General features: G+C 46.0%; 22 protein-coding genes, 1 tRNA gene and 1 pseudogene. 2 read left to right on the forward strand and 22 right to left on the reverse strand.

All coding sequences use genetic code 11. From position 1 onward, the window contains the following. Window positions 1-87: 87 nt before the first annotated feature. The 20 genes and pseudogenes from rpsO to ABCM67_RS02515 form a co-directional block, all read right to left on the reverse strand. Entirely contained in the window at window positions 88-354 is a 267-nt protein-coding gene (rpsO, locus tag ABCM67_RS02420) for a 30S ribosomal protein S15 (protein ID WP_015525801.1), read from the reverse strand. Between the two features lie 155 nt (window positions 355-509). Continuing rightward, a complete protein-coding gene (locus ABCM67_RS02425; RefSeq protein WP_118625419.1) occupies window positions 510-1,409 on the reverse strand; it encodes a bifunctional riboflavin kinase/FAD synthetase in 900 nt (299 codons plus the stop codon). A gap of 34 nt (window positions 1,410-1,443) precedes the next feature. Further along, window positions 1,444-2,331 (reverse strand): tRNA pseudouridine(55) synthase TruB, encoded by an 888-nt coding sequence (truB, locus tag ABCM67_RS02430; RefSeq protein WP_114001444.1) that lies wholly within the window; start codon window positions 2,329-2,331, stop codon window positions 1,444-1,446. A gap of 10 nt (window positions 2,332-2,341) precedes the next feature. Further along, on the reverse strand, window positions 2,342-3,298 hold the full coding sequence (locus ABCM67_RS02435; protein WP_110102007.1) for a bifunctional oligoribonuclease/PAP phosphatase NrnA: 957 nt from the start codon (window positions 3,296-3,298) through the stop codon (window positions 2,342-2,344). A gap of 9 nt (window positions 3,299-3,307) precedes the next feature. Further along, entirely contained in the window at window positions 3,308-3,676 is a 369-nt protein-coding gene (rbfA, locus tag ABCM67_RS02440) for a 30S ribosome-binding factor RbfA (RefSeq protein ID WP_015525797.1), read from the reverse strand. 12 nt (window positions 3,677-3,688) lie between these two features. Further along, window positions 3,689-6,382, reverse strand: coding sequence for a translation initiation factor IF-2 (infB, locus tag ABCM67_RS02445; protein ID WP_114001443.1), 2,694 nt, complete (start codon window positions 6,380-6,382; stop codon window positions 3,689-3,691). Window positions 6,383-6,424: 42 nt separating this feature from the next. Beyond that, window positions 6,425-6,742 carry a ribosomal L7Ae/L30e/S12e/Gadd45 family protein gene (locus tag ABCM67_RS02450; protein ID WP_021650310.1) on the reverse strand — a complete coding sequence of 106 codons (318 nt, stop codon included), beginning with the start codon at window positions 6,740-6,742 and terminating at the stop codon, window positions 6,425-6,427. After that, window positions 6,729-7,007 carry a YlxR family protein gene (locus ABCM67_RS02455; protein ID WP_015525795.1) on the reverse strand — a complete coding sequence of 93 codons (279 nt, stop codon included), beginning with the start codon at window positions 7,005-7,007 and terminating at the stop codon, window positions 6,729-6,731. The genes ABCM67_RS02450 and ABCM67_RS02455 overlap by 14 nt, the downstream gene beginning before the upstream one ends. Next, window positions 7,007-8,143, reverse strand: coding sequence for a transcription termination factor NusA (gene nusA / locus ABCM67_RS02460; RefSeq protein ID WP_178016020.1), 1,137 nt, complete (start codon window positions 8,141-8,143; stop codon window positions 7,007-7,009). Before nusA ends, ABCM67_RS02455 begins: the two co-directional genes overlap by 1 nt. 41 nt (window positions 8,144-8,184) lie before the next feature. After that, complete coding sequence (rimP, locus tag ABCM67_RS02465; RefSeq protein ID WP_021650312.1) at window positions 8,185-8,649, reverse strand: ribosome maturation factor RimP; 465 nt, start codon at window positions 8,647-8,649, stop codon at window positions 8,185-8,187. 171 nt (window positions 8,650-8,820) lie between these two features. Next, on the reverse strand, window positions 8,821-9,261 hold the full coding sequence (locus ABCM67_RS02470; RefSeq protein WP_021650313.1) for a hypothetical protein: 441 nt from the start codon (window positions 9,259-9,261) through the stop codon (window positions 8,821-8,823). After that, window positions 9,245-9,712, reverse strand: a complete 468-nt coding sequence (locus ABCM67_RS02475; protein WP_022426617.1) for a DUF3990 domain-containing protein — start codon at window positions 9,710-9,712, stop codon at window positions 9,245-9,247. The genes ABCM67_RS02470 and ABCM67_RS02475 overlap by 17 nt, the downstream gene beginning before the upstream one ends. Window positions 9,713-9,818: 106 nt before the next feature. Further along, a pseudogene (locus tag ABCM67_RS02480) lies at window positions 9,819-9,989 on the reverse strand (ABC transporter ATP-binding protein); the annotation flags it as partial. A gap of 51 nt (window positions 9,990-10,040) precedes the next feature. Next, window positions 10,041-10,757, reverse strand: coding sequence for an iron dependent repressor, metal binding and dimerization domain protein (locus tag ABCM67_RS02485; protein WP_178016019.1), 717 nt, complete (start codon window positions 10,755-10,757; stop codon window positions 10,041-10,043). Between the two features lie 168 nt (window positions 10,758-10,925). Beyond that, window positions 10,926-11,336, reverse strand: coding sequence for an HI0074 family nucleotidyltransferase substrate-binding subunit (locus ABCM67_RS02490; RefSeq protein WP_178016018.1), 411 nt, complete (start codon window positions 11,334-11,336; stop codon window positions 10,926-10,928). Then, the gene (locus ABCM67_RS02495; RefSeq protein WP_178016017.1) at window positions 11,323-11,613 is read right to left on the reverse strand and encodes a nucleotidyltransferase domain-containing protein; all 291 of its coding nucleotides are present in this window, start codon (window positions 11,611-11,613) and stop codon (window positions 11,323-11,325) included. The genes ABCM67_RS02490 and ABCM67_RS02495 overlap by 14 nt, the downstream gene beginning before the upstream one ends. A 74-nt stretch (window positions 11,614-11,687) precedes the next feature. Next, window positions 11,688-13,934, reverse strand: a complete 2,247-nt coding sequence (locus ABCM67_RS02500; protein ID WP_161209004.1) for a DNA topoisomerase (ATP-hydrolyzing) — start codon at window positions 13,932-13,934, stop codon at window positions 11,688-11,690. 15 nt (window positions 13,935-13,949) lie between these two features. Further along, window positions 13,950-15,875, reverse strand: coding sequence for a DNA gyrase subunit B (locus tag ABCM67_RS02505; RefSeq protein ID WP_022426613.1), 1,926 nt, complete (start codon window positions 15,873-15,875; stop codon window positions 13,950-13,952). Window positions 15,876-16,161: 286 nt separating this feature from the next. Continuing rightward, complete coding sequence (locus tag ABCM67_RS02510; RefSeq protein WP_342992464.1) at window positions 16,162-18,066, reverse strand: EAL domain-containing protein; 1,905 nt, start codon at window positions 18,064-18,066, stop codon at window positions 16,162-16,164. Further along, on the reverse strand, window positions 18,053-19,732 hold the full coding sequence (locus ABCM67_RS02515; protein ID WP_288866923.1) for a diguanylate cyclase: 1,680 nt from the start codon (window positions 19,730-19,732) through the stop codon (window positions 18,053-18,055). The genes ABCM67_RS02510 and ABCM67_RS02515 overlap by 14 nt, the downstream gene beginning before the upstream one ends. Window positions 19,733-19,945: 213 nt before the next feature. Between ABCM67_RS02515 and ABCM67_RS02520 the strand changes: the two genes are divergently transcribed. Further along, window positions 19,946-20,017, forward strand: a tRNA-Glu gene (locus tag ABCM67_RS02520). Window positions 20,018-20,241: 224 nt separating this feature from the next. After that, complete coding sequence (locus ABCM67_RS02525; RefSeq protein WP_161209009.1) at window positions 20,242-21,405, forward strand: ComEC/Rec2 family competence protein; 1,164 nt, start codon at window positions 20,242-20,244, stop codon at window positions 21,403-21,405. 127 nt (window positions 21,406-21,532) lie between these two features. Here the strand turns inward: ABCM67_RS02525 and ABCM67_RS02530 are convergent, their stop codons facing one another. Together ABCM67_RS02530 and ABCM67_RS02535 are read right to left on the reverse strand one after the other, a co-directional pair. Continuing rightward, window positions 21,533-23,686, reverse strand: coding sequence for an RNA degradosome polyphosphate kinase (locus ABCM67_RS02530; protein ID WP_059085223.1), 2,154 nt, complete (start codon window positions 23,684-23,686; stop codon window positions 21,533-21,535). A gap of 16 nt (window positions 23,687-23,702) precedes the next feature. Next, window positions 23,703-25,238 (reverse strand): HD domain-containing protein, encoded by a 1,536-nt coding sequence (locus ABCM67_RS02535; RefSeq protein ID WP_118752447.1) that lies wholly within the window; start codon window positions 25,236-25,238, stop codon window positions 23,703-23,705. Window positions 25,239-25,268: the final 30 nt, after the last annotated feature.

The raw sequence follows: 25,268 nt of genomic DNA on the forward strand, positions 1-25,268 counted from the left end.
CGGAAATCACTCCTGCGGTAATTCCGTCTGTGTTTATCACACATGTTAAAATGGGGCGGATGGAATCATCCGCCCCTCCCGTAGCAATTATTTTCTTAAACCTAATTTCTCAATCAGTGCACGGTATCTTTCGATGTCTGTTTTCTTAAGATAAGCAAGAAGGCCACGTCTCTGACCTACCATTTTCAGAAGACCTCTTCTGGAATGATGATCTTTGTGGTGTGTTTTAAGATGCTCTGTGAGCTCCTGGATTCTTGCTGTAAGAACTGCAACCTGAACCTCCGGTGAACCTGTGTCACCCTCTGTTCTTGCATACTCTTTCATGATCGCTGTTTTCTTCTCTTTAGAAATCATTGTTGTTTCCTCCTTGAAATTTTAATTAAACGCCGGGTATTAAGAAGTGGTCGGAGTCTCCGGCTTCTGAATACTGGCTTTTTTCACCTCGAACAGTATAGCACACGGTTTCTGACCTGTAAACTGTTTTTTCGAAAAGTTTTTCCCGAAAGTTTTTATTTTTCGAGGCTGCGGAAATAAGCCTTTCCCTTTTCTGCATCCTTCAGGAGCTGCTGCTTTAGTGCTTCTATGGACGAAAAGCGCTTCTCCGGTCTGGAATAATGAAAGAATTCCACTCTGCAGGGCTCTCCGTACAGATCCTCCTCACAGTCAAAAAGATAGGTCTCAACACCCAGGAATTTCTCTCCGATGGTTGGTTTATATCCTACGTTTGTGATCCCGCAAAGGGTTCTGTCCTTAAAATGGGACACTGTATCATAAACGCCATTTGGCGGCATCAGCTTTTCTTTTGCAGGAACGATATTGGTAGTGGGAAGAAGGACCTTATGTCCCATTCCTCTTCCATGTTCGATCACACCGTCCACAAAAAAGGGGATTCCCAGCAGATCATTAACCTTTTCCATATTTCCCTTTTTCAGTTCCTCACGGATAAATGTACTGCTGATCTTTCTGCGGCCTTCCATTTCTTTCGGAACAACATCCACAGTAAAACCAAGCTTCCTTCCCATAGTCTCCAGAAGCTGTGGTGTTCCCTTGCGTTCATACCCGAACCTGAAATCTTCTCCCACTGCAACATGCTCCGCCTGAAGATCTCCCACCAGGATTTCTTTAATAAAGGTTTCCGCCTTCATATGACGGATCCGGTTATCCAGCGGACATTCGATCAGCACATCCACGCCTGCTTTCTCAAGAAGCTGACATCGTTCCTCTTTTGTAAAGATCATCTGACTGCCGATGCCAAGAGAAAAAAGGACTGTCTGCAGACCTTTTTCTTTCTGTTCCAGGATCTTCTCCACCAGTTTCTGGTGTCCACGGTGTATGCCGTCAAATTTTCCAAGTGTCACCGCACTCTTTGAAAGGCGCGGAAATTCTCCGTCGATCTTCAAGTATTCCATATCTTCTGCTGCTCCTGCAAGTTTTTATAAAATGTCATACAAAAAACATGCGGATGGGTACGTATTTCTGTTTTCTTTCATCCCAGCCGTATATTCCTGTGAAATTTCCGCTGCTTTTATACATCCGGACTTTTTCTTCCCTGCTGCCTCCCTGTACCAGTTCTTCCGGAAGCGGGTTTCCGTTATTGAGAAGTCTGTCTCCCTCCGGTGTACAGGTAAGGACCGGATACATGGAAAGTACATCCTCGATGGAAACAAGCTTTTCCCCGATGGTCCCATCGGCAACCGCCTCCTCCACCTGGGAAAGTGTCATGCTCTCTTCCAGAGTGAAATTTCCGGACCTGGTCCGAAGCAGCTCTTCCATGGCTCCGCCGCAGCCTAATTTTTCTCCGATGTCATTGCAAAGTGTACGGATATAGGTGCCCTTGCTGCAGGTAACGCTTATGCGTACCAGCGGAAGCTCCATATCCAGTATCCTTATCTCATAAAAAACCACAGGGCGTGGCTTACGCTCTATGGTTTTTCCTTCTCTGGCCAGTTCGTAAAGCTTCTTTCCGTTTACCTTCAGGGCCGAATACATAGGAGGGACCTGCTGCTGTTCTCCCACAAAGGATCCCACTGCCTCACGGACTTCCTCTTCCGTGACGGTAACAGGTTTCTCAGAAAGAACAGCTCCGGTCATGTCCTGGGTATCTGTGGAAACTCCCAGCCTTAAAACCGCCTCATATGTTTTTTCTTTTTCTGTAAGAAGCTCCACCAACCGGGTCCCCTTGCCCAGTGCAACAGGAAGTACTCCCTCTGCTGCCGGATCCAGAGTCCCGGTATGGCCGATCTTTTTCATGTGGAGAATCCCACGCAGCTTTGCAACAACATCATGAGAGGTATAACCTTTTTCCTTTCGGATCACAAGTATTCCGTCCATGATCTTATCTTTACTCCTCTGCAAGCTGTTTTTCAATTTCAGCGGTAAGGTTGTTGATCACATCGTACATGGAGCCCTGCATATCACAGCCGGCTGCACGCACATGTCCGCCGCCTCCGAAAAATACGGCAATCTTGCTTACATCCACCTTACCATTGGAACGGAGAGATACCTTAAAGAACTGCGTCTGCATCTCATAGATAAAGATCGCAACCTCCACACCAGCAGTCAGACGGAGCTGGCTCACGATTCCCTCCAGATCCTTTCCTTCCACACTGTAGAAATCCATCTCCCGTTTTTTCAGATATCCGACCACACACTTACCGCCCTGAAGGAGAATACTCTCTGCCAGGACACGTCCCATGACCTGATTCTGAAGATATGTTTTCTGGTAAAAGGACTCATCGATGATCCTGCTGAAATCAAATCCTGTTTTCATCAGTTCTCCGGCGATCCTCATGGTTTCCGGTGTTGTGGAAGAATACTGGAACACGCCGGTATCATGTGCCATTCCTGTATAAATAGGAACCGCAATGGAACGATCGATCTTGTCTGAATCCAGAAGTCCGTAAAGAACTTCGCTGGCAGAGCTGATCTCGCCTCTTACATGATTGACATCCGCAAATCCGTTATTGCTCACATGATGATCAATGCAGGCTGTCTTTTTTGCTGCATCGAAATATTTCCGGGCAACAGCAAGCCTGTCCAGTGCGCTGACATCACAGGTGATAAAAAGATCATACACCTTATCTTCTTCTGCTTCTGTCTTAACCTCATCCATTCTGTCAATGTAATCAAATACAGGTTTCCGGTCTTCCAGATAAACATCTGCTTCTATATCAGGAAAATATTTCCGGATATAGAGATACAGAGCCATACAGGAACCAATGCAGTCCCCATCCGGACGGATGTGACCGCCAATGCCAACGGTTTTTACATTTTCCAGTATTTCTGAAATGTTTTTCATTTTTTCCACCTATTCCTCTGTTTCCATCCCACTCATTACGTCATTGATCTTCTTTGACATATTTACACCATATTCAATAGACTCATCCAGAACAAAACGGATCTCCGGTGTATTGCGGAGATTCAGTCTTCTGGCCAGTTCTCTCCGAACATAGCCCTCTGCATTCTTTAAGCCCCGGAGGGTGGAATCCTTGGCCTGTTTCTCGCCCAGCACACTGATGTAAGCTTTGCAGGTCTTAAGATCCGGTGCCACCTCAACAGCTGTCACAGAAGTCATCGGATGAATTCTGGGGTCCTTGATCTCGCTGTGTATGATGGTGCTGAGTTCTTTTTGAACTGCACCATTCACACGTGTATTTTTAATGCTGTTTTTTCTCATTACGAATCACTCCTATCTTGGTACCTCTACCATGATATATGCTTCGACTTTATCTTCTTCTTTAACATCATTAAAGTCATTAAATACAAGACCGCACTCATATCCGGCACGAACTTCCTTGACATCATCCTTAAATCTCTTCAGGGATGCAAGCTCACCCTCGAAGATCTGGTCCTCACCTCGTGTGATACGAACCTTACAGTTACGCTGGAATGTACCATCCAGCACATAGCTTCCTGCGATGGTTCCGACACCGGATGCCTTGAACAGCTGACGAACTTCTGCGTGACCGATAACCTTCTCCTCGAATACAGGATCCAGCATACCCTTCATAGCTGCCTCTACATCCTCGATTGCCTGATAAATAACTTTATAAAGTCGAAGGTCAACGCCCTCCTGCTCAGCAAGCTGTTTTGCTGTAGTATCCGGACGTACGTTAAAGCCGATGATGATCGCATTGGATGTTGCAGCAAGGCTGACATCAGACTCATTGATGGCACCTACACCACCATGGATCACCTTAACGATAACTTCCTCGTTGGAAAGCTTGGTAAGACTCTGTTTTACAGCCTCAACAGATCCCTGTACATCGGCCTTGACGATGATCGGAAGCTCCTTAAGATCGCTGGCCTGGATCTGGTCAAACAGGTTATCCAGAGAAAGCTTGCCTTTGGTCTCCTCGAGAAGACGGCTCTTGTTCTCTGTAACGAATGCGCCTGCAAAGTTCTTGGCTTCTTTATCGCTCTCAAAGGACATCAAGATCTCACCTGCATTAGGAACATCACCAAGTCCGAGGATCTCAACCGGAGTAGACGGACCTGCCTCTTTTACACGACGTCCCTTATCATCCATCATTGCACGTACCTTACCATTGCATGCACCTGCGGCAATAAAGTCTCCCACATGAAGAGTACCCTTCTGAACAAGGATGGTAGCAACCGGTCCTTTACCTTTATCAAGCTGAGCCTCAATAACAAGACCTCTTGCCTCACGGTTCGGATTGGCTTTGAGCTCGGAAACCTCAGCAGTAAGAAGAATCATCTCAAGAAGATTCTCAATTCCTTCTCCTGTATGTGCGGATACCGGAACAAAGATGGTGCTTCCGCCCCAGTCCTCAGGAATCAGTTCATACTCGGAAAGCTCCTGTTTTACACGCTCTACATTTGCACTTGGTTTATCGATCTTATTGATGGCAACGATGATCTCAACACCGGCTGCCTTTGCATGGCTGATTGCCTCTACTGTCTGCGGCATTACACCATCGTCTGCGGCAACGACCAGAACTGCGATATCTGTAGCGTTGGCACCACGCATACGCATAGCTGTGAACGCCTCATGTCCCGGTGTATCCAGGAATGTGATCTTCTGACCTTTGATATTTACCACGTAAGCACCGATGTGCTGTGTGATTCCGCCGGCCTCGCCTCTGGTTACGTTTGTATTACGGATGGCATCCAGAAGAGATGTTTTACCATGGTCAACGTGACCCATAACACAGACTACCGGAGGTCTCGGAACCATATCATCCTCATCCTCTTCGTCCTCTTTGAGGAGCTCTGCGATCACATCCACCTTTTCTTCCTTCTCAGCAATGATATCAAAGCCAAGTGCGATCTCCTCTGCCTTTTCAAAGTCGATCTCCTGGTTTACGGTTACCATGACACCTTCCATGAAAAGCTTCTTAACGATCACTGACGGCTGCATCTTCATCGCGTCCGCAAGCTCACGGATAGTAAGCTTCTCCGGAATGGTGATCTCCTTGATCTCCGGTTTCTTCTCTTCCTGCTTCGGCTGTGGATTCGGTTTCTGAAGTGCTTTCGGGATTCTGGAATTCGGTCTGCGTCCACCCTGATTTGGTCTGCGTCCGCCCTGCGTACCTTTCTCGAATTCTTTCTTCTTGTTCTTATTCTCTCTGTCACGCTCACGCTTGCTGTCCTTGGATGTCTTGGTCAGCTCCGGAGTGAATACAGCATCTGAAGAGCCACCGCTTCTTCTCTGTCCCGGACGCTGTCCGCCGCCCTGGCCACCACGGTTTGCTCCGCTGAAACGGTTGTCTCCGCCTCTTCCGCCTTCGGAACGTCCGCCCTGGCCACCCTGGCCACGGTTTGCTCCACCGCCGAAACGACTTCCTCCGTCTCTTCTTCCTTCAAAGCTTCCGCCCTGACCTCCCTGGCCACGGTTTGCTCCACCGCCGAAACGGCTTCCGCCTCTTCCGTCATTCTGACGTGGGCCTCTGTTTCCCTCGCCCTGTCTTGCCGGACGTCCCTCACCATTCTGGGAACGGTTTCCGCCAAAACGATTTCCGCCATCTCTTCTTCCCTCGAAGGTTCTTCCGTCACGATTTCCGTCTCTTCTTCCTTCCGGACGGTTGCCCTGCGGTCTTCCGCCCTGAGTACGATTCTGGCCACTCTGACCGTTTCTCTGCTCACCGGACTCACCGTTTCTTGTGTTTGCTCCTGCGCTTCTCTGACCGCCGTTCTGTGGACGTGCCGGTCCCTTTCTCTCGCCTGCTGCCGGTTTTCTTCTTCCTTTACCGCCATCGCTGGCATTCTGTGCATGAAATACACGAATGATATTTTTTTTCTTTTTCGGTGCTTCAGATTTGTTACCCTCTGTATTCACCGTTGTTGTCTTTTCTTCTGTTTTTGGAGTATCCAATTGTCTATATTGCTCCTTTCCCGATCTGTTGAATTTATCTTTTATCATTTCTATCGTCAAACCTCCTTACAGACGCCTGTATCATGCAGGTTATCTGCCGGATTCTTTTTCCAGCGCCTTCATGATCGCCTTTGCAAAATTTTCGTCCTGCACGGCAAGGCTGGCACGGAATTCTTTGCCCATTGCTCTGCCCAGGCTCTCTTTGTCTGAAAGGAAATATAACGGAACTTCATAATAGGTACACATATTCCGAAATTTCTTTTTTGTGTTTTCGGAGGCATCATCTGCCACCAGTGCCAGGAAACCTTTTCCTGTTTTTACGGATTTCTCTGTGGAAAATTCTCCGCTCACTGTTTTTCCTGCTTTTGTCGCAAGTCCGATGAGTGATAAAACCTTATTGTTTTTCAATTGATCCAAACTCCTTTTTGAGGTTCTGATACACTTCATCCGGAACTGCCATTTTCAAGGAACGCTCCAGGCCATGGTTTTTGATAGCCTTTTCCAGGCATTCCTCTGAGAAACAAAGGTATGCGCCGCGTCCGTTTTTCTTACCTGTAGCGTCCAGGATGATCTCATTCTCTGATGTCCTGAGAACTCGTATCATTTCCTTTTTGCTTTTCATTTCCCTGCAGCCGGTACACTGACGCATGGGAATCTTGGTTCTCGTTTTCATTATTCTTCGGCATCTCCATCTGCTGTTTCTTCAGCTTCTGTTTCTGTCTCTTCTGTATCTTCCTCGTGTTCCTCATCGTAATCATCGTAGAAGTCACCGGACTCTCTTGCCTGTGTCTCGCTCTTGATGTCGATCTTGAAGCCTGTAAGTCTTGCAGCAAGACGTGCGTTCTGTCCTTCCTTACCGATAGCAAGGGAAAGCTGGTAATCCGGAACTACGACCAGTGCGGTCTTCTCATCCGGGTCAGCCATAACTGCGATAACCTTTGCAGGGCTTAATGCATTCTCGATAAGGATCGCCGGGTTCTCATCCCAGTTGATGATATCGATCTTCTCACCGTGAAGCTCGTTAACAACTGCACCTACACGTGCACCGTTCATACCAACGCATGCTCCCACAGCATCTACATCCGGATCGTTGCTCCATACAGCGATCTTGGTACGGGAGCCTGCCTCACGGGCAATGCTCTTGATCTCAACGGTACCGTCTCTTACCTCTGCAACTTCGGACTCGAAAAGTCTCTTTACAAGACCGGGATGTGTTCTGGAAACCAGGATACGCGGTCCCTTCGGTGTATCCTTAACTTCAAGAATGTAAACTTTTACTCGCTCAGTTGGCTGGAAGGTCTCACCCTTTACCTGTTCGTTCTCTGTAAGTACTGCGTCTGCCTTACCAAGGTTGATGCTGACATTTTTGCCCATTACTCTCTGAACAATACCGGTTACCACTTCTTTTTCGATTCCATAGTACTGATCGTAAAGAACTTTACGCTCTTCCTCACGGATTTTCTGAAGAATGACATTCTTTGCATTCTGGGTTGCGATACGTCCGAATTCCTTGGACTGGATCTCAACCTTCATAACATCACCGATCTCTGCGTTCGTGTTTGTTTTCTGTGCATCCACCAGAGAAATCTCCAGCGCCGGATCCTCCACATGCTCTACAACAGTTCTGTCAGCGTAAACACTGAAGTCACAGGTCTCCGGATCGATCATAACGTGAACGTTATCTGCCTTTCCGAAATGGTTCTTACATGCCTGGATCAGTGACTGCTCAATTGCCTCCAGCAGTGTATCCTTACTGATGTTTTTCTCTTTTTCGAGAACGTCCAGCGCATCTCTTAAATCTCTGCTCATTTTTCTTTTTTCCTCCTGAATTTTACAGATTCGATTCTCTTTTAGAATTCGATTGCGAGACGAATCAGGGCAATATCTTTTTTATCAAAGGTACGTTCTGTGCCGTCTTCATCAATTGTCACACTGTTACTATCATATGCATTTAAAATACCGCAGAATTCTTTCTGTTTCTCAATGGGCCGGTAGGTACGGATCTCCACCAGCTTGCCAAGGCTTCTCTTAAAGTCTTTTTCTTTTTTAAGAGGCCGGTCAAGTCCTGGAGAACTGATCTCCATAATGTAGCTGTCCTCGATGAAATCCTGCTCATCCAGTATATCGCTGAATGCACGGCTTACGTCCTCGCAGTCATTGACTGTGATTCCGCCCGGCTTGTCGATATAGCCTCTGAGATACCAGGTTCCGGCTTCCTTGACATACTCCACGTCTACCAGCTCAAAGCCCCTGGACTCCACGATCGGTGTAAGGATCGCCTCTGTCTTCTGTTCATATTCTTCCCGTCTGCTCATGCTTCCCACCTGCCTTTCCTATTTCTGCCTATTTCTGAACAAATTCCTTCTCAGCAAATAGGAGCGGGCTTTCGCCCACTCCTATGCCAACAAGTTCTTAGTTTCGTTCATTGTAACACCAATGTCTATTAAATGCAAGTATTAATTGCGATTTGAATTTCTGTTTATCTTTTACAGGATTTCTCCCGCTTTATAGCATGCTGCTATATAATCTCTCGGCTGATAATAAAAATCTGTATTATAGTCCGAAATATGTGCATCAATCCAGGAATGATAAATATCCCATATTCCTTTTTCGATTTCCGCATCATCATATATGTCTTCTATTAATCGCTCATATACTTCTCCAATATCCCAGTAATCCGGAACCGTATATCTGCACATGGATACATTGTCAAATTTTCCTTCTGGAATATTGCATTGCTCCATAAACTCTGCTGCAACTTTTTGTATTGGCTCACAGTGAAATACATCCGCATAATCGTATATTCTCTTTATGTTTTCTCTGCCAAGATAATCTGTGATTTCCCGCCGATGTTGTTTTCTGTTTCGTCCTATATACTCAATCAGGCTACAGGTAAAAAATAAATTGTTATTATTTTTTTTCGCCATATACGACCTCACTTCCTGCAAATTCCAAAGTATCCAATGCCGAAACTGTATGAAAACTGATCTGATGTGTGGGGTACTTAAATTTTACCAGTTCCCAGAAAGCAGATCTTGAGATCTTACCATCCAGATAGTTTTGCAGGTAATTGTAGATCGTATCATCTGCCATCGGTCCTTCCACAATATCATACTGATGTGCTTGTCCACTTCGACAGGAAATAATAAAGTCCAGCCATTCTTCTGTCATTTTCTCAAATCTAAGAATTTTTAATTCTGTATTTTCTGTATACTCGTACCTGTTAATGTATCCCTTTTCTCCATACCTTGTCGCCCACCGTTCTGCCTGTTTTTCGATGTTCGTACAATAGAAGCCAAAGTAGAAATCTTTGTTAAATCGGGCTTTTCTGATTTCCGGATACTCTACTATATCTTTACTTCCATGATATAAAGTCATATGCACTCCTTTTCAGATTGGACTTAACACAATAGTTTCCTGGAGCTATTATAACAAATGTGTATCGAAAATCGCAATATATTTTACTCTCACAAGAGCATCTATATCACGACACGCTCCCATTCTCCATCTCATACACCACATCCGCTACTTTCATCGTAGAAGTTCTGTGTGACACCAGCACGACGGTACGGTTGGCTTTATCTTCCTTCAGGGATTTCAGGATGATGCCTTCGTTCAGGGAATCCAGATTGGAGGTTGGCTCGTCCAGAAGAAGGCTACCAGCGCGGTTCCTTCCACTACGGGGTCCTGATGCCGGATAAAGTATTCAAAAACGCCGGTTGGGATCCGGGGATTTCCGTTTTCTTCTTCGGCTTTTACCCAGCCGGTTTCTGGGTCCACATACCAGAGAACAGTTTTTTTCCTCCGGTGCTGTGCAGAACAGTTCAAAATAGCTGTCCTCTTTTTTTACATGAAGGCGGATCTGTTCTTTATAATTCTTAAATTCACCGGCCAGTCTTCTTGGACAGGTTTTTTCCATGTAGTAGATTCCCATGAGAAAGGAGTATTCCCTCGGCTCATAGCGGTATCTGAGGTCTGTGTTCCGAAGAGCATGCTCAAAGGTGCTTCCGTAATTTACAAAATTGCAGATCTGCTGCACGGTCTCATCGCTTACCACGTGCTCCATGCGGCAGGCATCTTCTTCTGCAATGCGGCTTTCTACTCCTACATATTCCAGAAGCTGGGTGAAGGTTTCATGGCGATGGCGGCATTCCTCGCCCCGGATCCGTCCCAGCTCTGTGAGGCAGACGCAGATGTTTTTTTCTTCGATTTTTACGTAGCCCTGGGCGGTCAACTGTTTCAGACAGGCCAGAACCTCCCGTCTGCTCATCTTCATCCGCCCGCAAATCTCGGAGATTCCGATCAGGGCGTCCTTTTTTGCAAGAGAGCAAAGCTCCTCCAGTATGTCTTCCTCGATTTCTCTTTTGGATAAGGGTATGCTGTGGCCCAGCTCTTCTGTGGATTCATATGTTATTTTTGTCATTGTTTTTTTCTGAACCTGTTTTATATTTGCGGTTGTGTTAGTTCAGTCTAATTCATTATAAAAGATGACTCATATTTCTGTCAAGAGGGCAAAAAAATCCCCACCGGTCGGGTTAATTGTACCTGATCGGTGGGAAGTATATATTCTGTAAAATTGTATTCTCTTTATTTACGTCCAGTCGCTCTCCGCTTCTGCCAGCTTCTCCCTCAATGTTTTCTCAAGAGCCACAAAAGCCGGAATAAAGCTGTCGCGGATGAGCAGGATCATCTCATCTACTTCCTGCTCATTATATATATGGACAGATGTGTTACGCTTTTTCAGCATGAGCAGCCACACTGCTGAATCGTTTACGAAGCCCAGCTTATAGCCAAGCTGCAGGATTTCTCTCAGTGAACCGGTGTCTGCTCCTTCTGCCCCGTGGAGTCGCAGGATCTCCTGAAGAGCTTTCCAGGCAAGCTCGAAAGTTAGGTTGAACTGTCCGATCACGCCGGTTCTGTAAATATCGTTGTTATCCGCAAGTTTGAAATCTGCATTTCTTAATATAGTAAGACAATTAGAAAAATTATCAAGCTTTTTCATAGATCACAACTCCATCCTTTTTAATTTCTTTTTTGAGTTCTTCAGAAATTGAAGCATCTGCATTAATTACATCAAACATCAGAAGTGAATGGATATTTTCTTTGATATCCCAGTAAAAGGAATCAAAATCTCCTCCACATACAGCAATATCTACATCACTTCTTTCTGTATTGTTTCCTCTTGCACGGGACCCAAAGAGGATGATCTTTCTGACAGAATGTTTTGTGGCAAATGAAAATAGTTCTCTTATAACTCTTTCCGGAAGATCATATCGCATTTTTAACGCCTCCCATTTTCATATAACCCTATCATATCCTATCTGCCAGTTATCCGCAATCCTCTTCGCGTCTTTTATACCCTCGGCTTCACACCCTTCGTATCTCTCTTAGCCAGCTTAACTTTATTCAGCACATACGGCTTATCATGATATTCAATGGCATATTCCTGGCGGCTTTCCAGGAGATAGGCGTGGTGGATGCGGTCTTCGCCGGTAAGCTTCATGCCTCGGACACCCAGGGCGTTTTTCTTGGTGACGGAGATCTCGGTTTTCATGATACGGAGGAAGTAACCTTTCTCAGACTGGAACACAACCTGATCCATCTCATCCGCTGCTCCTACGAATACAAGGCGGTCATCCTCTGCAAGCTTGGTGGAAACAATGGTGCGTTTGGAAGCACGGAACTCGTCACCTTTTACCAGCTTGCACATACCGTTCTCTGTAACAAAAAGTACTGTGGAGGCTGCTACCTGACTCAGCGGTGCCACATAGAGGATCTGCTCGGAAGTACTGTCATAATTACCCAGATTATCTGCAGGAACACCCTTGTCACGAAAACGTACCAGCGGGATATCTTCTGCCTTCACTGTGTGGAGCTTGCCGGTATCTGTAAAGATACAGATCTTGTCCGTATTCATGCAGGTAAAGACATAGCGGCTCTCTGCATGAGCGGCATCCTTATTACGCTCGTAGGCATTCTTGTCAATGAGACGCATATATCCGAAACGATCCATCAGGAAGCAGACTTCGGTCTCTTCCATCTTCTTCTCCTCATAAACAGCTTCCTCTGCGTTTTCAATGGAAGTCTTACGCTTACTGCCGTATTCCTTCTTGATCTGATCCAGTTCACCCATGATCACTGCTGCCATGGAGTCATAATTATTCAGGATATCCTCATAAGCAGCAATGTTCTTCATGGTTTCCTCATGCTCCTTCATCAGAGCATCGATCTCCAGACCGATCAGCTTGTAAAGACGCATGTCCAGGATAGCTGCGGCCTGTTTTTCTGTGAATTTCAAGGATTTTGCCGCTTTTTCGGATGTCTTGGTCTTGAATTTAATCCCTTCTGTGATACCGTCGGTCAGACATTTCTTTACCTGGTCACGGCTCTTGCTGCCACGGAGGATCTCGATGATCAGATCAATGACATCGCAGGCTTTGATAAGGCCTTCCTGGATCTCCCGTTTCTCCTGTTCCTTGGCAAGAAGGGTTGTATATTTTCTGGAATTTACTTCAAATACAAAGTCCACATGGTGAGCAATGATCTGCTTCAGTCCCAGTGTTTCCGGTCTTCCGTCTGCAACTGCCAGCATGTTGACACCGAAGGTATCCTCCAGTCGGGTCTTCTTATAGAGCATGTTGGTAAGGTTCTCCACGTCTGCATCGCGCTTCAGTTCCAGAACGATACGGATCCCCTCTTTGGAGGACTGGTTGGAAATATCCACGATATCTGTGGTCTTCTTGGTCTCTACCAGGGTTGCGATATCATTAAGGAATTTTCCGATGTTTGCACCGATCATGGTGTAAGGAATCTCTGTGATCACCAGCTGCTGGCGACCGCCCTTCAGCTTCTCTATTTCCACCCGTCCACGGATACGGAGCTTACCTGTTCCAGATTCATAGATCTTTACAAGGTCATCCTTATTTACTACGATACCACCTGTCGGAAAATCCGGGCCCTTGAGATAACGCATCAGCCCGCGGGTGCTGATATCATTATTCTTCATGTATGCCTTCACAGCATCCACCACTTCGCCCAGGTTATGCGGCGGGATGCTGGTAGCCATACCAACGGCGATTCCATCTGCTCCGTTTACAAGGAGGTTTGGAATACGCACCGGAAGTACTACCGGCTCCTTCTCTGTTTCATCAAAGTTCGGCATAAAGTCCACAACGTTCTTATCAAGGTCTTCCAGAAAAACCTCCTGGGTCAGCTTCTCCAGGCGGGCCTCTGTGTATCGCATGGCTGCGGCTCCGTCGCCTTCAATGGAACCAAAGTTTCCATGTCCGTCCACCAGTGTACGACCCTTTTTAAATTCCTGCGCCATGACTACAAGCGCATCATAAATGGAGCTGTCACCGTGGGGATGATATTTACCCATAGTATCTCCTACGATACGGGCACATTTACGGTACGGGCGGTCGTAACGGATGCCAAGCTCATACATATCGTAAAGGGTACGGCGCTGTACCGGCTTCAGTCCGTCACGTACATCCGGCAGTGCTCTGGAAATAATAACGCTCATGGCGTAATCGATATATGATTTCTGCATGATCTCCGCATAATCGGTGCGGATGATATTGTCCTGTTTCGTATTCATAGTTTATTCTCCCAATCAAATATCCAGCTCTGCATCTGTTGCATGCTCATAGATAAAGGCCTTACGTGGCGGAACATCGCTTCCCATCAGGATCTCTGTCACATCGGAGGCCATGCGGGCATCTTCGATCTCCACACGCTTCATCATTCTTGTCTCAGGGTTCAGGGTAGTCTCCCAGAGCTGCTGGGCGTCCATCTCACCGAGACCTTTGTATCTCTGGAGCGTGAAGCTTCCCGGTTTATGGCTCTTACGGTATTTCTCAAGAGCCTTGTCATCATAGAGATATTCCTCCTGCCCCTTCTTCGGCATTACCTTATAAAGAGGTGGCATGGCAATATACACATGTCCCTCATAGATAAGCTCCGGCATAAAACGGTAAAACAAGGTCAGAAGCAGAGTAGAGATATGAGCACCATCCACATCCGCATCGGCCATGATCACGATCTTGTCATAGCGAAGCTTCGTGATATCAAAATCATTTCCGTAGCCTTCGGAAAAGCCGCAGCCAAAGGCATTGATCATAGTCTTGATCTCTGCGTTGGCCAGCACCTTGTCAATGGTAGCCTTCTCTACGTTGAGGATCTTACCTCGGATCGGAAGGATTGCCTGATAGTTACGGTCTCTGGCTGTCTTGGCCGAACCGCCGGCGGAATCTCCCTCTACGATAAAAATCTCACACAGTGACGGATCCTTCTTCTCACAGTTGGCCAGCTTGCCGTTGGAATCAAAAGAATATTTCTGTTTGGTGAGAAGGTTTGTCTTGGCACGCTCCTCGGTCTTACGGATCTTGGCCGCCTTTTCCGCACAGGAAAGGACGATCTTCAGTGTTTCCAGATTTCGGTCAAAAAACAGTACCAGCTGTTCTCCTGCTACCTTGCCGGTGGCTCTGGATGCGTCCTGGTTATCCAGCTTGGTCTTGGTCTGTCCCTCAAAGCGGGGTGCCGGATGTTTGATGGAGACTACAGCAGTCATTCCGTTTCGGATATCTGCACCTGTAAAATTGGGGTCTTTATCCTTCAGTACACCGATCTCACGTGCGTAGGTGTTCATTACCGTTGTGAATGTAGTCTTAAATCCGGTCAGATGAGTTCCTCCCTCTGCATTGTAGATATTATTGCAGAATCCTAGAACGTTCTCACGGAACTCATTGGTAAACTGAAAAGCAACCTCCACCTGGATCCCGTCTGCCTCTCCTTTAAAATAAACCGGATCATGGAGAGGCTGTGCATTCTTGTTAAGGTCACGGATAAAGCCTACGATCCCCTCCGGCTCATGATACTCGATATCCTCAGGAGTGTCCCCTCTTCGATCCTCAAAATGGATGGTAAGCTCCGGATTCAGATAAGCAGTCTCATGAAGACGGCTCTTTACATCCGCTGCTCCAAATCTTGTTTTCTCAAAAATCTCCGGATCCGGAAGGAAATTCACACAGGTTCCGGTACCTCTGGTCTTCCCTAATTTGGGGAGAAGTCCTGCTTCCAGTTCAATGGTAGGGATTCCTCTCTCATAGTGGTCATGATGTATATAACCATCACGGCTGATCTTAATATCCAGATACGTAGATAATGCGTTCACTACGGAAGACCCTACACCATGAAGTCCGCCGCTTGTCTTATATGCGGAATTGTCAAACTTACCGCCTGCATGAAGGGTTGTAAAAACAAGACGCTCCGCAGATATTCCCTTGGCATGCATATCCACCGGGATCCCTCGTCCATTATCCTCTACTGTACAGGAACCGTCCTTCTCAAGAACTACATGGATACGGCTGCAGTACCCTGCAAGGTGCTCATCCACCGCATTGTCTACGATCTCATATATCAGATGGTTCAGTCCCTTTCTGGATACGCTTCCGATGTACATACCGGGGCGCTTTCGCACGGCCTCGAGGCCCTCCAGGACAGAGATACTGCCCGCATCATAAGTGTCTTTTTTTGCCATTCCACTGATTCCTTTCTTTTTATACTCGAACGTTTGTTTGTATTATACTCAAAATATATGTACTTGTAAAGTCCACATGATCATCTTTTCTCTGCAATTTTTCCAAAAGATACGCGTGGCAGTTCAAGGAACCGATCTTCTGAAAAATCGCTTTCTTCAGCCGCCACAGCCTATCTATTCTATCAAAAGTATCTGTAAACTTCAAGCAATTTGTGTCTGTCTGAATACAACAGGCGGAAAACCCTGCTTTTTATGAAAGCATGTTTTCCGCCTGTTTCTGATCATTTCAGAAAATTTTTTCCAGAAGCTTCTCCTCGCACAGGGGCCTGGAAAAATAATATCCCTGTATCATATCCACACCCCATTTTTCCAGAAGCTTTACCTCCTTTTCGGTCTCAGCACCTTCTGCGATCACCTTATATCCCATATGCTGCAGGATCATGACAATGCTGCGATAAAAGGTAGCCGTCTGAGGATCGCTGCTGACCCCGGACAAAAGAGAACGGTCCATTTTTACTGCTGAAAACGGGATGCGAAGAACTGCGTTCAGATTTGCATAACCGGAACCAAAATCATCCAGGCACATGTGGATCCCCACTTCTGCAAAATCATCAATGGCTGTGCAGAAGCTTTCGCTGTATTCGGTTGCCACGTTTTCCGTGATCTCAAACTGAAAATATCCCGGATCTAATCCATACCCCTGTATGATCCCGATAAGCACATGGCTGTATCCGGGTTTCATCAGTTCGGAAGGAGAAAGATTGAATTTCACATTCCGGATCTTCTTCATGATATATTCATGTTCTTTTATAAAACGGCAGACCTTGTGAAGCTGAAGACATCCCACTGCCGAGATCATTCCCTGTTTTTCCGCGATCCCGATAAACACATCCGGCGGGATCATTCCCAGAACAGGATGTTTCAGCCGGCTCAGTGCCTCCAGAGTAATAAAATCCTGGTTTTTTATAGAATATACCGGCTGATAATATACTTCAAACAGATCCTCTTTCACAGCCTTCTGAAGAAAATGCTCCACTTCCTGCTCATAGCGGAAGCCCTCCAGGATCTTACTGTCCGACTGGATCAGAACCGTATCCTGACGGTTCTGTATCAGAGAGATCATATATTCAATATAAGAAAGAATACTATCCTCTTTTTCCAGTTTTTCCGCATTCATGATCCCGCAGATCGCAGCATGGAACGACACCTTTTCGTTTTCGATAAAAAACGGCTTTTTCAGAAATTCTTCTATGCCATCTCTGGCTTTTTCATAATCTGTCAGCGAGTCCAGCACTGCCAGAAAGCAATTGCCTGTGATACGAAAGATCTGCACTGAATCCGTGATCTCCCGAAATCCCTTCGCCGCCCGGATCAGCAGCTGATCTCCCACTCTGGTACCGTAGATCCGGTTGATCTGCTTCATATTGCGGGCATCCACAGCAAGCAGATGAAAGCTTTCTTTTCGATAGAGCTTTTCTCCGATCCATTTGTCAAAATACTGTTTGTCAAATAAACCTGTCATGCTGTCCGTATATTCACCTGGATTGTTCATAGTAAGATAGATCAGCCAAAGTCCTACAGAAAGTCCGAAGCCGGTAAGCAGTATTCTTTCCGCGGCAATCTGGAGAAACAGGCAGGCTGCTTCGATAAACCAAAATCTCCATATGGTGCGCCGTATTTCTTTTTCTGCTGTTTTTCCATAAAGTAACATAAATGCAACGATCACCAGCATAAAAAAGAATACATATCCATAGAGCAGAAAATGAAAACTTCCCCGGATAAATCTACCTTCCTGGTCAAAATAAAAAAGCCATCCCGTCCGTAAGTTTGCTGTAACTGCCAGCAGCATTGCAGCCGGCAGGACCACCCAGCCGGTTTTCAGCCATTTATATTTCTCCTTTTGTCTTCCGGTGATGATCCGAATGTAGCAGAAAAGCCCGTAGGTAAGTATGACATCACAGAAATAATAGAGCGTCAGGACCAGCGCTGACATTCTGCAGCCTTCGCTGCTGCCGCCTCCCGCGATCACCGCACTCAGCATATCCAGCAGCACGTAAACGCCGCTGAAAGCCAGAAAACATACAAAATTCCTGTTTTCCGCATTGTTCAGTCTTTTATGAGAAAAATAATGTATCGCGATCATCGTCACCAAAACAAGGGATGTGATCTGAAAACAGTTAATATACTCCATTTTTCAAATCCCCCTTCTTTTTGTTCTCATAAAGCTTCCTGTCTGCCTCATATTTCCATTCTCCCATGGATTTCAGAGAGCCATCCTTATTTCGCAGATGGCTGCATCCCAGGGACAACGAAAAACGATGTCTGCATCCTCTCCCGATATTCCGGAGTTCTTCTTTCAGGCGTTCCGGCCAGAATTCGTCCGGTACTTCCGGATCATAGACCAGAACCGCAAATTCATCCCCACCGATGCGGTAGCAGGTTCCTTTTTCCCGGAAAACGTTCTCCACACATCTGGCCGAGATCACCACCATCTCGTCTCCTGCAGCCCGTCCGTATTCTTCGTTGATCACGCGAAGCTGATCGATATCGATATACATAAGAAGGATATCCCGGTATCTGCCCATATCTGCGGAAATACTTTCCAGTTTTTTCTCAAAATTGGCTCTCGTCTCAAGTCCTGTCATCCCATCCTCTCTGGACAGTCGTTCGTAAGCCTGGGATTCCAGACGGTAACGGACGTTGTCTGCCATCATCATGACTGCGTCTGCAATGACCAGCACAAGAAACACAAGATTTCCCAATTCAAAAATGGATCCATAGTAGGAAATCTCGAACAGCCAGTACAGGATCAGCGCTATGATACCGCTTGCTCCCACGATGATATATGCAATGAGAAGCAAATGTATCTCACGCTGTTTATGCTTCCGGTACTCCCGGATCAGAAGTACCGCTGATATCAGGACCCACACAAACAGCAGGATATGTGTTACAAACAGCATATCCTTAAATTCAAAGGCTCCTAGGATCACCAGAACTCCCTGTAAAACAGCATTCAGATAAAATGTAAAGATTCCAAGATCCAGGAGCCTGTATTTTTTCATGTTTCCGATATTCTGCAAAAAACGCAGCATCGGAACTGCCAGCAGCATGAACATATAAAAAGAAATGAGACATAATACTTCGGGGCATCTGCTGTAGCTTTGTGCCAGTGATGAGTCCGTCACCAGCCAGATACTGCACATCATAAGGAACAGTGCCACATCCCGGAACCGTCTGTCCGGCATCTGCCTTATTCTCATATAGATGCAGATGCACAGGGCGATCATACTTAATACGATCATGATCGTTGCCGCCCCTAAAGGAATGGCTGCTTTTCTGATCTGATACCAGGCTATTGCACTTCCGGTTCCTATGCATACCGGCTCTATAACATATTTTCCTCTCTGAGGCGCAGAATAGCTGAACGTCAGGACTTTTCCCTCTGTGTCATTACCCAGAGCGGCGATGCACTGCACCTTGGAACGCATCTGCACATTTTTGGAAAACATGGCCTCCTTATATTCATACAGGATCTTTCCATTCAGGCGTATCACCAGATCGTACTGGGCTCCTGTAGAAACCACGGTCATTCCTCTGCTTTCCGCTCCCAGACTTTCATTGTACAGGATCAGCTTTTCACCTGTTTTTGCCGGAATTTCCGCAGGCAGGGTGATCTCCTGTTTTTTTCCGTCTTTTATGTAGTACCATCCTTTGTTAAGAAGCTGTACACTGTCCTGCTTCTGGATCAGCCCCCCTGTGTGGATCGCCGCAAAGATCGCGCCAAAAACCAGCAGTACCACAAAAAAAAGAAAGGATTCTCCCTTCCATATCAAATTTTTCTTTTTTCTATAATCCATACTCTTCCTCTTTATTTTTTTTATTCCATTTCGTTTTGTATCTATCATATCATCAATCGATTTTTCCGTCAAAAAAATTGTCAAAAAACAGGGTGAAAATTTTTTTCAAAAAAAGGAAAAAAAGTGCTTGCATTTTGTAAGAAAGTATTATATACTAACGAAGTCGGTTGCGAGAAACAGCAAAAATCAAGAGCAAACGACACAAATGAATATGGCCAGTTGGTCAAGGGGTTAAGACGCCGCCCTCTCACGGCGGAAACACGGGTTCGATTCCCGTACTGGCTATCAACTAAAAGCAGTTAGGATTTTTATTCTGACTGCTTTTTTGTGATTGTTATACTTCACTTTTTCCTGTTATCGCTATCAAACGTTGCTCTGAACATTGCATATAAAAATTTCGTTCTTCCTGTTTATCTGTTTTCTGTATTTTCACATATATTATTTTGCATTTCTTTCTCTTCTGTTTTATAATTTCCCCTGAAAATACTTAAGATAAGGGGTGACTTCTCATGCATCACAAACATTCTTTTCGCAGAAAGCTGCAGACATTTTTTCTTTCTCTGCTGCTTGTTCTGCTAACAGTCGCAGGAGTTCCCTCTGCTGCTTACACAGCCGAGGCTGCTTCTGCTGACACAACAATGGCTGTACACTTTCTGGATGTAGGGCAGGGGCTTTCGATCCTGGTCCAGTCACAGGGGCAGAATCTCCTGTATGACGGCGGTGACCGAGGACATTCCAGTTTCGTGGTTTCCTATCTGCAGAAACAGAATATTTCCATCATTGACTATATGATCTCCTCCCATTATGACGAGGACCATGTGGCTGGTCTTGTAGGATGCCTGGACAGCTTTTCCGTAAAAAATGTGATCGGTGCAGATTATATACAGGATACAAAGATCTATCAATCTTTTGAAAACAGTGTTGCCTCTCAAGGATTAACTGTGCAGCATCCGGAGCCCGGAACGGATTTTACTTTCGGAGGCGGGAAATTTACGGTTCTTTCTCCTCAATCGATCAGCAGCAACGATAACGACAATTCTGTTGCGATCCGACTGGAAAACGGAAATAACCATTTTCTTTTTACCGGGGATGCAGAATCTGCCGGGGAGGAAGCGATCTGTGATCTGGGACTTGATCTTTCCTGCGATGTGATCGTTCCTGGACATCACGGTTCTGCCACTGCCACCACCTGGGATCTGCTCCAGCAGACTGTTCCGGAATATGCAGTGATCAGCTGCGGCGCCGGTAATTCCTACGGACATCCTCATAAGGATACCATGGATAAGCTTGCGGATATGGGAATACAGGTATTTCGTACTGATGAGCAGGGTACGGTGATCGCAATCAGCGACGGAAGCAATATCCAGTGGAACCAGAGTCCCTGTAATGATTATTCTGCTGGAGATGAATCGGATACCGGCACACAGCCTTCCTCCGCTTATAAGGATTCCGGTGCGTCCGGCTATGGATCTTCTGATTCGGCTGCTGCAGATCCTCAGACCGGAGTGCAGGCCGATCCGGAACCAGTGGGTGATATGGTCTGGATCTCCGCTACCGGAAGCAAGTACCACCGGATCCCTAACTGCGGAAATATGAATCCGGATAATGCCACAGAGATGACACGCTCCCAGGCTGAAGCTGCAGGATATAAAGCCTGCAAGAAGTGTTATTAGAAACGTCCGCATGCTGTCAGTTTTTCTGAATATCATGCAGTATTGACATAATATGGATAATCTTTGAGAACATTATTTAAGGACAGCTGTATCATAAATTGATATGACAGGCTGTCCTTTTCTTTTACTATTTTATAATATCCTCCGCCGGTTCAGCCGGTACGAAAACTCTCTTCTTTTCTTTTTTCTCCTTTTTTGCTGCCTTTGCCCGCTCGGTAGCCTCCCTGCAGAATTCCATCTGGGAATTTATCAGCGTTTTGCCACGTTTGTCCTGCTTCTCATACAAACCGGAGGGCTGCAGGATATGTGCTTTTACATTGTCACGGAATTCCAGATCCAACACATGCATGATCTCTTCCTTGATCCGCTCATCTTCCACAGGGAAAACAATCTCCACACGACGATCAAGGTTACGTGGCATCCAGTCCGCACTTCCCATATAGATTTCATCGGAACCGCCATTGCGGAAATAGAAAATACGGCTGTGCTCCAGGAAATTACCAACGATCGAACGCACGTGGATATTTTCGCTGATACCCGGAATGCCCACCTTCAGGCAGCAGATGCCGCGGATCAGAAGATCGATCCTGACACCACAGGAAGAAGCATAATACAGCGCTGCAATGATCTCAGGGTCACACAGAGAATTCATCTTTGCCGCAATGTGAGCCTCTTCTCCCTTTTTCGCATGCTCCGCTTCTCTTTCGATCATTTTTACAAAACGGTCCTTCATCCAAATCGGTGCAACGATCAGGCGATTCCAGCGCTTCGGCTCGGAATATCCAGAAAGCATGTTGAACACAGCAGTTGCATCCTCTCCAAACCGTTCGTCACAGGTAAATATACCACAGTCTGTATAAAGCTTGGCTGTGGAATCGTTATAGTTTCCGGTTGCCAGATGCACATATCTGCGGATCCCGTTTTCTTCTCTTCTCACAACAAGAGTGATCTTACTGTGTGTTTTCAGGCCCACCAGACCATAGATCACATGACAGCCTGCCTTTTCCAGCATTTTTGCCCAGACGATATTGTTTTCCTCATCAAAACGCGCTTTCAGCTCTACAAGAACAGAAACCTGCTTGCCGTTTTCTGCGGCCTGAGCAAGTGCCGCGATGATGGGTGAATTGCCGCTGACGCGATACAGGGTCTGCTTGATTGCCAGTACATCCGGGTCCTTTGCCGCCTGACGCACGAAATTCACCACCGGATCAAAGCTCATATACGGATGATGCAGGAACACATCACCCTCCCTGATCACCTGAAAAATATCTTTATCATTCTGAAATGCAGGCACTGCTGCCGGTTTGTATTTCGGTTCCTTGAACTGATCGTATCCGTCAATACCATAAACCTTCATCAGCATGGTCAGATCCAGCGGTCCGTTGATAAAAAAGATATCATCTCCATGAACCTGAAACTCCATTTTCAGAATATCCAGAAGCCGCGGATCCATCTTATCTTCCACTTCCAGGCGGATCACCTCTCCCCACTGGCGCTTTTTCAGCTGTTTCTGGATCTCAACCAGAAGATCCTCTGCCTCATCCTCGTCAATAGGAAGATCCGCATTACGCATGATCCTGTACGGATGGGCACAGATCACATCATAGCTTAAGAACAGCTTGTCGATGTTGCGCTCAATGATCTGTTCCAGAAGTGTTACGGTTGTATGGCCTTTTTTCTCAGATGGAATGATCACTACTCTCGGAAGTACAGAAGGCACCTGTACAGTGGCAAAATCAATCTCTTCTTTTCCTTTTTTGGTATCTTTTTTGGAAAGAAGTGCTCCGATATTCAACGTTTTATTACGGATCAGAGGAAACGGTCTGGAAGAATCCATTGCCATTGGTGTCAGGACCGGATATACATTGTCTTCAAAATACTGATCCACAAATTCTTTCTGCTTCTCGGAAAATGCCTCGTGCTCAAAGATCACATGAAGTCCTGCTTTTTCAAGTGCAGGGACCAGAGACCGGTTTAATGTACTGTACTGTACGTGAACAAGATCATGTGTCTGCCGGCTGATGGCTTTCAGCTGTTCCTTGGCTGTCATTCCTGCAATATCTGTTTTTTTGTACCCTGCATGAACCTGATCCTTCAGGGATGCAACACGGACCATATAAAATTCATCCAGATTGGATGAGGTGATACTCAAAAATTTCAGTCTCTCAAACAGAGGTAGATTTTTGTCTCTGGCTTCACTGAGCACACGATCATCAAATTTGATCCAGCTCAGCTCTCTGTTTACAAAATATTCCGGTTTGTCAAATTCCTTAAATTTCATACAAAAACCTCCTCCGTTATCTTCTTCCCTTCCGTCTCATTACAAGCCGGATTCCAAACACCTCTTCAAAAAATTCTTTTTTATCTTTCAGAAGCCCCAGCTCCAGAGAAACATCCCTTGCGGAATCCACCACCAGGTAAAGGATCCTGTCTTTTAAGGTTACATTAAGCGCTTTTACCTTCTGGTAATGGCTTCTGTCCATAGCATTGGCCAGGCGGAGAATCGCGGTCAGCTTCGCAGTCAGGAGATAATTTCCCCTATTCATGGATGTTTCACGGTTGATTTCTTTGTAGCAGCCGAATTCTCTGGTATTGTACCTCACCGCACTAGCGATCACCTGCCGCTCCTCTGTGGAAAGACCTATGATCTCCGTAGCCATGATGATCCGGTAAGAGCATTCTGCCACCTCACTCATACTGATATATTTTCCGCAGTCATGAAGAAGAACTGCAATCTGCAAAAGAAGCCGTTCACGTTTTCCCATGCCGTGGATCTTCCTTGTGCTGTCAAAAATATCCAGTGCCACATCGGTAGTTCCTGCAATGTGGTTCTTTCCACTGGAATACCTTTTGGCAATGTTCCTGGATGCCACCAGGATATCATTTTCAAAATTGTGTACACTTTTCAGATATTTGTTTTTTTCCGCATAGTCATAGGCAATCCCGTCCAGAAGAGAAACACCCGGGATCCAGAGTGCTTCTGCCTGAAAGATTTCTATAAAGTTTCGGATGATAACCATGTTCGGCACGATCAGAGACGCATATTCCGGTTCCAACTCCATGGATTCGGCAAGGTCATGATCGGACATGTTTACAATGGTCTCGTATTTCTTCAGGAATTCCTCCTTTGTGATGATATTCTCTCCGGATCTGTCCTGAAAGATCGTATCTGTGAGAAAATCTCCCATCAGGATCAGATTGGAGATTTCCTTGTCCTTAAGATAAAGACGTTGAAAGCTTATCAGATCATTTCGGATAAATTCCTCTATCAGCCGGTCATAATGTGGAGTTGTTTTCTCCAGTTCTTTCAGACGTTCGCGGATACGAAGACTTCCCATACGGATACTCTGGGTCAGCACCAGAGCATCTTTATCAAAGAGAGAGATCTGCAGATTTCCTCCTCCGATATCCAGGATCGCCGTCCCCTTCTGAATAGCCTTTTTGAAGCCGGATTCAATGGCAGCAATGGATTTATATCCCAGAAAATGCTGTTCCGCATTACTCAGGATCTCTACCCGGATGCCAGTTCTCTGATAGATCTGCTCCAGGATGATCACCGGATTTTCCAGCTCACGGAGAGAGCTTGTTGCACACGCACGCCAGCTTTCTACCCCAAATTCAGCCATCATGCGTTTAAAATCATTAAGGATCTCGCAGAGCTCATCTACAGTCTCCATCTCTAGCCGTCCTGCAGCATAAGTTCCACGACCCAGCTCCAGCTGGTAACGGACATCATTGATCTCCCGGAAGCCGATCCGCTTTGACATTTCAAAGATCTTCATACTGACTTCATAGGAGCCTATATCAATTGCTGCAAAGGTTGTCACCGCCATAGTTTTTCATCCTTTCCCCCAATACACAGG

This window comes from Blautia sp. 2227st1_G12_2227SCRN_220401 (assembly GCF_039062885.1).
GTDB classification, from domain to species: Bacteria; Bacillota; Clostridia; order Lachnospirales; family Lachnospiraceae; genus Blautia_A; species Blautia_A fusiformis.

Bases quoted from the DNA above. Each gene is read 5' to 3' on its own strand.
- ABCM67_RS02455 (WP_015525795.1), bottom strand. From the start codon at position 7,007: ATGAAAACGAGAACCAAGATTCCCATGCGTCAGTGTACCGGCTGCAGG.
- nusA (WP_178016020.1), bottom strand. From the start codon at position 8,143: ATGAGCAGAGATTTAAGAGATGCGCTGGACGTTCTCGAAAAAGAGAAA.
- ABCM67_RS02535 (WP_118752447.1), bottom strand. From the start codon at position 25,238: ATGGCGGTGACAACCTTTGCAGCAATTGATATAGGCTCCTATGAAGTC.
- rpsO (WP_015525801.1), bottom strand. From the start codon at position 354: ATGATTTCTAAAGAGAAGAAAACAGCGATCATGAAAGAGTATGCAAGA.
- ABCM67_RS02505 (WP_022426613.1), bottom strand. From the start codon at position 15,875: ATGGCAAAAAAAGACACTTATGATGCGGGCAGTATCTCTGTCCTGGAG.
- ABCM67_RS02530 (WP_059085223.1), bottom strand. From the start codon at position 23,686: ATGAAATTTAAGGAATTTGACAAACCGGAATATTTTGTAAACAGAGAG.
- ABCM67_RS02475 (WP_022426617.1), bottom strand. From the start codon at position 9,712: ATGACTTTATATCATGGAAGTAAAGATATAGTAGAGTATCCGGAAATC.
- ABCM67_RS02525 (WP_161209009.1), top strand. From the start codon at position 20,242: ATGCATCACAAACATTCTTTTCGCAGAAAGCTGCAGACATTTTTTCTT.
- ABCM67_RS02485 (WP_178016019.1), bottom strand. From the start codon at position 10,757: ATGACAAAAATAACATATGAATCCACAGAAGAGCTGGGCCACAGCATA.
- rbfA (WP_015525797.1), bottom strand. From the start codon at position 3,676: ATGAGAAAAAACAGCATTAAAAATACACGTGTGAATGGTGCAGTTCAA.
- infB (WP_114001443.1), bottom strand. From the start codon at position 6,382: ATGATAAAAGATAAATTCAACAGATCGGGAAAGGAGCAATATAGACAA.
- ABCM67_RS02515 (WP_288866923.1), bottom strand. From the start codon at position 19,732: ATGGATTATAGAAAAAAGAAAAATTTGATATGGAAGGGAGAATCCTTT.
- ABCM67_RS02490 (WP_178016018.1), bottom strand. From the start codon at position 11,336: ATGAAAAAGCTTGATAATTTTTCTAATTGTCTTACTATATTAAGAAAT.
- ABCM67_RS02425 (WP_118625419.1), bottom strand. From the start codon at position 1,409: ATGGAATACTTGAAGATCGACGGAGAATTTCCGCGCCTTTCAAAGAGT.
- ABCM67_RS02500 (WP_161209004.1), bottom strand. From the start codon at position 13,934: ATGAATACGAAACAGGACAATATCATCCGCACCGATTATGCGGAGATC.
- rimP (WP_021650312.1), bottom strand. From the start codon at position 8,649: ATGAGCAGACGGGAAGAATATGAACAGAAGACAGAGGCGATCCTTACA.
- truB (WP_114001444.1), bottom strand. From the start codon at position 2,331: ATGGACGGAATACTTGTGATCCGAAAGGAAAAAGGTTATACCTCTCAT.
- ABCM67_RS02470 (WP_021650313.1), bottom strand. From the start codon at position 9,261: ATGGCGAAAAAAAATAATAACAATTTATTTTTTACCTGTAGCCTGATT.
- ABCM67_RS02510 (WP_342992464.1), bottom strand. From the start codon at position 18,066: ATGGAGTATATTAACTGTTTTCAGATCACATCCCTTGTTTTGGTGACG.
- ABCM67_RS02435 (WP_110102007.1), bottom strand. From the start codon at position 3,298: ATGAAAAACATTTCAGAAATACTGGAAAATGTAAAAACCGTTGGCATT.
- ABCM67_RS02495 (WP_178016017.1), bottom strand. From the start codon at position 11,613: ATGCGATATGATCTTCCGGAAAGAGTTATAAGAGAACTATTTTCATTT.